The organism is Nocardioides sp., from assembly GCF_047606145.1.
Lineage (GTDB): Bacteria > Actinomycetota > Actinomycetes > Propionibacteriales > Nocardioidaceae > Nocardioides.
In genome coordinates this window covers 1-5,558 of record NZ_JASGET010000061.1, presented here as the reverse complement: position 1 = coordinate 5,558, position 5,558 = coordinate 1, and the positions used below count along the sequence as shown (strand labels likewise).

General features: G+C 70.7%; 5 protein-coding genes. 4 read left to right on the top strand and 1 reads right to left on the bottom strand.

The genetic code is table 11. The annotated features are described in order from the left end of the window. The coding region (locus tag QM638_RS07680; protein ID WP_415141367.1) for a hypothetical protein at positions 1 to 1,145 on the bottom strand (1,145 nt) is incomplete at its 3' end. A gap of 194 nt (positions 1,146 to 1,339) precedes the next feature. Between QM638_RS07680 and pafA the strand changes: the two genes are divergently transcribed. From pafA to QM638_RS07660, 4 genes are all read left to right on the top strand, one after another. Continuing rightward, positions 1,340 to 2,701 carry a Pup--protein ligase gene (gene pafA / locus QM638_RS07675; RefSeq protein WP_415141366.1) on the top strand — a complete coding sequence of 454 codons (1,362 nt, stop codon included), beginning with the start codon at positions 1,340 to 1,342 and terminating at the stop codon, positions 2,699 to 2,701. Between the two features lie 63 nt (positions 2,702 to 2,764). After that, positions 2,765 to 3,721: an FKBP-type peptidyl-prolyl cis-trans isomerase gene (locus QM638_RS07670; protein ID WP_415141365.1), complete on the top strand. Its 957-nt coding sequence runs from the start codon at positions 2,765 to 2,767 to the stop codon at positions 3,719 to 3,721. A 24-nt stretch (positions 3,722 to 3,745) separates the two neighbouring features. Further along, positions 3,746 to 4,714 (top strand): helix-turn-helix transcriptional regulator, encoded by a 969-nt coding sequence (locus QM638_RS07665; RefSeq protein WP_415141364.1) that lies wholly within the window; start codon positions 3,746 to 3,748, stop codon positions 4,712 to 4,714. A gap of 79 nt (positions 4,715 to 4,793) precedes the next feature. Then, the coding region (locus tag QM638_RS07660; protein ID WP_415141363.1) for a WYL domain-containing protein at positions 4,794 to 5,558 on the top strand (765 nt) is incomplete at its 3' end.

Sequence of the window (5,558 nt, the reverse complement as noted above, 5' to 3'; positions counted from 1 at the left end):
GTCGGCGCCTCGGCCGCCTCGGCGGCGACGACCTGAGCGGCCTCGGCGGCGCGCTGGGCGCGTCGTAGCTGCGCGTGGGTCTGGCCGAGCTCGGTGCGCAGCCGGGCCACCTCGACCAACAGGTCGGCGACCGCGCGGTTGGCGCTGGCGACGAGCTCGGCGCTGTCGACCTGGTCCGGGTAGGGCGAGTCCGGCGGTGCGCACACCGGCCGGAGCTCGTCGAGGTCGCCGTGCACCGGGTGCCCGTCCCGCTGGATCTGCTGGACCCACTCCGCGGTGACCCGGGTCAGCGGCTCGGCGAACTCGGCGGGGGTCACGGCCCGCCGCGACGAGCGGCCGGTCAGGATCCGCTCGGCGAAGAAGTGCTTGACGACCCGGGCATGCTGTCGCGGCGGCAGCCGGTCGTCGAGTGCCTCGTTGACTCGGCGCAGCAGCGCGATCTCGGTGGTGCCGAGCGAGGGGTTGCGGGCCGTGTCGAGCGGGGCCACGGCGCCGGCGGGGAGGCCCACCGCGGTGGCGAAACGATCCCACAGCACGTGGCCCGGTGCACCGGGCGGTGGCGCGATGACCAGATGGAGCCGCTCGGGAGGGACCACCTCGGACCAGCGGCGCAGCACCGCGCCCAGATCCTGGGAGCGCCAGAACAGCCCGTTGCGGCGTCCCGGGCGCCGCGGCCGAATCACCTGGTCGACGAGCTCGGTGAAGCTGAAGGTGTACTGGTTCTTGACCCGCTCCTGCCACCAGGCCGGGATCTGCCGGGCGAGATCCCGCGCCGTGACGACGATCGAGAGGTCGACGTCGGCCAGGTCGGTGGCGATCTGGCGCCGGGCGTCCGCACCGGCGCTGCTGAGCACCTCGTGTCCCATCACGGTGGTGCCCTGATGGGAGCGTGCCCGCGCGCACAGCTCGCTCCACAGCGGCCGGGTCGCCTTCTCGGTGAACCCCCACCGCTGGTGGCGCCCGGTGACGCCGACCGCGGCCCGGAACATCCCCGCCGGGCCCAGATCCGGATAGGCGACCCGATGAGCCGCGAGCTCGGGACGGCGCTCTCGCAGGGTGTGCTGGAGGAAGGTGGTGCCGGTCTTGGCGAGCCCGATGTGCAGCACGACCCGAGGAGCCTCGGTCGTCGGCGCCTCGATACTCATGCCGCCGACTCCGTCCAGACGAGGCACGAGCACCGACGCCGCGGTCCGAGACCATCGCTCGCTCGCCGGCGCTCACTCATGTGCACCGAGGCTGTCATGCCGACCTGTGTGCCAGACACAGCCCGGACCCAGTTCCGTCACAGGCCGGTGGTGCATGGCACGGATCCTGGGATCGCGCGACTAGGCTGGCGGACATGGACCGCCGGATCTTCGGAATCGAGAACGAGTACGGCGTCACGTGCACGTTCCGGGGGCAGCGCCGGCTCAGCCCGGACGAGGTCGCACGCTATCTGTTCCGCAAGGTGGTCAGCTGGGGCCGGTCGAGCAACGTGTTCCTGCGCAACGGCGCACGGCTCTACCTCGACGTGGGCAGCCACCCGGAGTACGCCACCCCCGAGTGCGACGACGTGATCAGCACGGTGACCCACGACAAGGCGGGCGAGCGGATCCTGGAGGGGCTGCTGCTCGATGCCGAGCAGCGGCTGCACGACGAGGGCATCGCCGGCGAGATCTACCTGTTCAAGAACAACACCGACTCGGCGGGGAACTCCTACGGCTGCCACGAGAACTACCTGGTCGGCCGGGCCGGCGAGTTCTCCAAGCTCGCGGACGTGCTCATCCCGTTCCTGGTCACCCGACAGCTGCTGGTCGGCGCCGGCAAGGTCACCCAGACCCCGCGGGGCGCGGCGTACGCGATGAGCCAGCGGGCCGAGCACATCTGGGAGGGCGTGAGCAGCGCGACCACCCGGTCCCGGCCGATCATCAACACCCGGGACGAGCCGCATGCCGACGCGGAGAAGTACCGCCGGCTGCACGTCATCGTCGGCGACTCCAACATGTCCGAGACCACCACGATGCTCAAGATCGCCTCCTGCGACCTGGTGCTGCGGATGATCGAGGAGGGGGTGGTGATGCGCGACATGACGATGGAGAACCCGATCAGGGCGATCCGGGAGATCGCCCACGACCTCACCGGGCAGCGCAAGGTCCGGCTGGCCAACGGGCGCGAGGCCAGTGCGCTGGACATCCAGAAGGAGTACCTGGGCAAGGCCCGCGACTTCGTCGACCGGCGCCAGATCGGCACCCCGGTGATCGAGCGGGCGCTGGACCTGTGGGAGCGCGGCCTCAAGGCGGTGGAGTCCGACGACCTCGGCCTGGTCGAGCGGGAGATCGACTGGGTGATCAAGTGGAAGCTGATCGAGTCCTACCGGGCCAAGCACGGGCTGCCGCTCGGCCATGCCCGGGTCGCCCAGCTGGACCTCGCCTACCACGACATCCACCGCGACCGGGGGCTGTACTACCTGTTGCAGAAGCGTGGGCTGGCCGAGCGGGTCACCAGTGACCTGAAGATCTTCGAGGCCAAGTCGGTGCCGCCGCAGACCACCCGGGCGCGGCTGCGGGGCGAGTTCATCAGGCGTGCGCAGGAGTCGCGACGCGACTTCACCGTCGACTGGGTGCACCTCAAGCTCAACGACCAGGCTCAGCGCACCGTGCTGTGCAAGGACCCGTTCCGCGCGCACGACGAGCGGGTGCAGCGACTCATCGACGGGATGTGAGGATCTCCCAGGCGGCACCTATAGGGTGTGCACCGCCCCAGTCACAGTCGAGAAGGTTGATCAGTGCCTCGTCTCCGCCGCGTGCTCGCCACGCTCGTCCCTGTCCTGCTGATTCCCGCGCTGGTCGCATGCGGGACCAAGGTGGGGTACGGCGACAAGACCGTCTCCGGCCTCTCCGGTGTGAGCGTCACCGGCGACTTCGGCAAGACCCCGAAGCTGACGTGGAACTCGGCGATCGACTACCCGTCCAGCACCACTACCAAGACGCTCATCGAGGGCAAGGGCAAGGCGGTGCCGTCGGGACGTCAGGTCCTCGCCAACATCTACATCGGCGACGGCACCACCACCGAGAAGGGCTGGTCGTACGACACCGCCACGTCATCGACGGCGGGGGTCGGGATCAGTTCGTCGACCGGCTCGGTCTTCAAGAAGCTGCTCGCCGGCGCACATATCGGCGACCGGATCGAGGCCCTCACCACCTCGTCCGCGGTCTTCGGCTCCGACGGCTACCCGACGTACGGGATCGGCAACCACGACACGCTCGTCGTCGTGATCGACGTCTTGAACCTGTCCGTGTACGACGTCGACTCGAGCAAGCTGCCCAGTGTGAAGACCAAGAACGGTCGCGTCACCGGACTCGACTTCTCCGGTGTGGTCAAGCCGAAGAAGAACGGAAATCTGAATCGCGCCGTTCTCAAGAAGGGCAAGGGCAAGACGGTCACCAGTGACATGACCGTCAAGGTCCGCTACCTGGGTATGACCTACAAGGCGTCCAAGCCGTTCGACTGGAACCAGACCAAGAAGGGCTACTCCACCGCGCTGACCAGCGTGATCCAGGGCTGGACCTACGGGCTGAGCGGGGTCAAGGTCGGCAGCCGGGTGGTGCTGGAGATCCCGCCGGGTCTGGGCTACGGCTCGAGTGCGCAGAAGGCGAGTGCGAAGAACAAGGCGGGCATCCCGGCCAACAGCACCCTGTACTTCGTCATCGACGTGCTCAGCGCGACCACCTCCAGTTCCTGACCCGACCTGCGGCGGAGCGAGACCATGGCAGCGGCCAAGACCGAGCGGTTGATGAACCTGCTCATCATGCTGCTGGTGCAACGTGGCTACGTGACCAAGGACCGCATCCACGAGGTGCTCTACCCGAACTCCTCCGGCGAGGCGTTCGAGAAGATGTTCGAGCGGGACAAGGAGGAGCTGCGCAGCCTCGGCGTACCGGTCGAGGTCGGGGGCCTGGACCCGCTGTTCACCGACGAGCAGGGCTACCGGATCAGCCCGGACTCCTTCGCGCTGCCCGCCATCGACCTGACCGCCGACGAGGCGGCCGTGATCGGCCTGGCCACCCGGGTCTGGGAGCGGGCCTCGATGGCCGAGGCGACCACCGAGGCGGTGCGCAAGCTGACCGCCGCCGGAGCCGAGGTCGACGTCGCGGCGCTGGAGATCGTCTCGCCCCGGCTGGCCGCCACCGAGGACTCCTTCGACGTCTTCGTGGCCGCGACCGGCAACCGCCAGGTGGTCGAGTTCGACTACCGCCGCGCCAGCTCCGCCGAGGTCGCCCGGCGACGGCTCCAGCCGTGGGGCGTCGGCAGGTACGCCGGGCGGTGGTACGTCGTGGGACACGATCTGGATCGGGCGGAGTCCCGGGTCTTCCGCCTCTCCCGGGTGATCGGCGAGGCCCGCCCGGTCGGACCGGTCGGCGCGTTCGAGGTGCCGCCGGGGGCCGACGTGCGCGACATCGCCCGGACGCTGGCGCCGCGCCCGCAGCGGGAGCCGGCCGTGCTGTTGGTGCGGCCGGGGACGGCGCACTCGCTGCGTCGGGACGCCGATCGGGTCGAGACAGGGGTCACCGGTCCGGACGGGGGCGCCTGGGATCGGCTCACCGTCTCGGGCGGACACACCGACCTGGTCGCCGAGGTGCTCGCCCACGGCGCGGACGCGGTTGTGGAGGCGCCCGCCGACCTGCGCGCCGCCGTGGTGCGCCGGCTGCGCGCCGCGATCGGAGCGGGCGCATGAGCGAGCGTCAGCGAGCGACCGATGATCTCGGGCCGCCGCGTCCGTATCGTTGCCTCTCCTCGACGGAAGGTAGGGCGGCATGAGCGAGCGTGACGAGGTGAGCGGCCGCCGGGGCGGCAGCGCCAGCACCGGCGCCAAGGACCAGGTCGCCCGGCTGCTGACGCTGGTGCCCTACCTCTACGCCAAGGGCGCCCGGGGCAGCGTCCGGCTCGACCAGGCCGCCCGGGACCTCGGCGTGCCGGAGCGGGTGCTGGTCAAGGATCTGCGGGTGCTGTTCCTGTGCGGCCTGCCGGGCGGCTACCCGGACGACCTGATCGACGTCGACATCGATGCCCTGGTCGAGCCGGACGGTGACCGGGTCATCCGGGTCTCCAACGCCGACTACCTGGCCAGGCCGCTGCGGCTGACCCAGACCGAGGCCACGGCGGTCATCGTCGCCCTGCGTGCGCTGTACGCCGGCGCCGCGAGCGCCGAGACCCGCGAGGTGGTGGACCGGGCGCTGGCCAAGCTCGAGCAGGCCGCCGCGGAGGGGGCCGCCACCCGGGTCGACCCGGGGGAGCAGCACACCGACCCGGTGGACGCCGTGATGCGGGAGCGGGTGCGGGTCGGCGTCGCCGAGGGGCGCCAGCTCCGGTTGGCGTACTGGGTGCCGTCCCGCGACGAGATCTCCACCCGGGTGGTCGACCCCCAACGGGTGGTGACCACCGGCGGCGCCGACTACCTGGAGGCCTGGTGCCACAGCGCCGAGGCCCCGCGCAGCTTCCGGCTCGACCGGATCGCGTCCGCCGAGCTGCTCGACGCCCGGGTCGGGTCCGTGCGGCCGGCCGACGGCCCGACCCGGGAC

What these genes read in the sequence shown, in the direction of transcription:
- pafA (WP_415141366.1), top strand. Translation starts at nt 1,340, where the DNA reads ATGGACCGCCGGATCTTCGGAATCGAGAACGAGTACGGCGTCACGTGC.
- QM638_RS07665 (WP_415141364.1), top strand. Translation starts at nt 3,746, where the DNA reads ATGGCAGCGGCCAAGACCGAGCGGTTGATGAACCTGCTCATCATGCTG.